The sequence below is a fragment of the Sphingopyxis sp. genome (assembly GCF_036402335.1).
Classification (GTDB): Bacteria; Pseudomonadota; Alphaproteobacteria; order Sphingomonadales; family Sphingomonadaceae; genus Sphingopyxis.
Map to the genome: position 1 here is coordinate 1 of NZ_DASWTD010000526.1, position 1,686 is coordinate 1,686.

At 63.3% G+C, this 1,686-nt stretch carries 3 protein-coding genes; 1 reads left to right on the forward strand and 2 read right to left on the reverse strand.

What is annotated here, in order from left to right; all coding sequences use genetic code 11:
• Both VGD20_RS17130 and VGD20_RS17135 read right to left on the reverse strand, forming a co-directional pair.
• Positions 1–341 (reverse strand): FAD-dependent oxidoreductase (locus VGD20_RS17130; RefSeq protein WP_331135589.1); only part of this gene is annotated, 341 nt, incomplete at its 3' end.
• 72 nt (positions 342–413) lie between these two features.
• Positions 414–1,364, reverse strand: a complete 951-nt coding sequence (locus tag VGD20_RS17135) for an HNH endonuclease signature motif containing protein (RefSeq protein ID WP_331135590.1) — start codon at positions 1,362–1,364, stop codon at positions 414–416.
• 77 nt (positions 1,365–1,441) lie between these two features.
• Between VGD20_RS17135 and VGD20_RS17140 the strand changes: the two genes are divergently transcribed.
• On the forward strand, positions 1,442–1,686 hold a 245-nt coding region (locus tag VGD20_RS17140; protein WP_331135591.1), incomplete at its 3' end, for a hypothetical protein.

Sequence of the window (1,686 nt, forward strand, 5' to 3'; positions counted from 1 at the left end):
AGCCTCTCGAGCCCGTCGCTATAGGGCCGCATTTCCGTTTCGAGCGCGTCGAGCCCCGCGAGCATCTCCGGCGGCGCGATGAACAGCGCAGGGGAGGGGCGGGAGGGCGCGGCGCCACCGGCACCGGGAGTTTCGAAATGCGCGCGGCTGAAGGCGGTCATGCCGCGCACCACCGATTTGCCGATGCCGAAATGATAATAAGTCGCGCTGCGGCCGCTCGAATGATAGCCGAAGCCGCTCTCGGCTTCGAGCAGAACGGTCCGTCCGTGCGGGGCGAGCCGCGCGGCTGCCGATACGCCAGCGATGCCGCCGCCCACGATCAGAAAATCGGCTGTCTGCAATTTCCGGTCCCTTCCAGCAATATTTGGGCTTTAAGGCAAGATTCTCCTCTGCGAACCCTGAGATGTACGGGATTAGGCAAAGCGCCTTGCATAATCACGCAACTCGGCATTGATGACGTCGCGATCAAGCGCGAAATGTGCTTCCCGATGGCAATTCGGGCAGAGGGCAACGCACGTCCAGACCCTGTCGCTGGCGCCCACGCCCAGAATGTGATGCACGTCCAGGAAGCCTGTATAAGGGCGATGAACACCGCACACCTCGCGCTCGCATCGGCCTTTGGCTCTCTCCAGCACCGCGGCCCGCACTTTGGGATCGCGTCGATAACCGGAACGGATGGTGGTCAGTCGTTCGCCGCCATCGCGGCCAAGCAAGGCGGCGTCCAGGGGGAGATCGTCAACGCTATCGTCGCCAAGTTCGCCACCCGATGCGGGCTGCGCCAGCAGGTTGATGACGCCCGGCCAATTCCACAACACGTCAGCGACTCCATGCGCGGAGGGCCAGCGATCATCTTGCAGCCATATCGTCGGGCTGGTGCCGTTCTCCGCATGATTCTTCGTCCAGCGGCCGGTTTCGCCCGATGCAATGATGCGGGCGCTCGCCTGTCGCTGGCCTTGCCAGATGGCCGGCATCTGATCGCTAGGCACAAGGACCGCGAAAACGACGCCGTCGATCCCGTCCTGAACAAACAGCATATGTGTGATCCCGCCCGCGCTGGCTCGCTCGGCGACGAACGCCAGTGTGCGATCCCAATCATTCTCTATCAGCTTTGCGCGGAGTTGCGCGGCCGAATAGAGCCCCTCCCGCGCGTTCCGGCCGTCGCGTCGCCAGCAAAGGCGAACATGCATCCTGAAGGGCCGGCCGTCGCGCTCGGCGGCAATGATTTGCGTGATGGCCGTGCCGTGCGCTTCGCGCTGATCGTCGATCCTGTGGAAGCCTCGTTGCGCGAGCATGGAGGCGATGTGGTCGCGCGTCGCCGTTTCGGCGTTGAGGCTCGCTTCGGTTCGGAATTGACGGGTCGCCATAGAGTGCCCTCGCTGATCGTCATTACGATCCCTATCGCTATCCTGAAGTTAGTGAAGAAATCGCCTCGACTACGTTCATGCTGGAACGAGCGAAGGAAATGGTGACGCACCACCGGGCCGTCGCCGTTCTTGAAGATGGCGATGATCCCGGTGTTGCCGACGCCGGTGGGGACCGTGAAGCCGAGCTTGCGCATTTCCCTGGCGGGAAAGTCGGCGGTCCTGGCCTCCTGAAAGCCGAGCTCGGGATGCGCGTGGATGTCTTTAAACACTCCCGTACCCTGTCCCTGCGAGGCTTGATCGCGGCCGCCGCGGCACCCTCGCT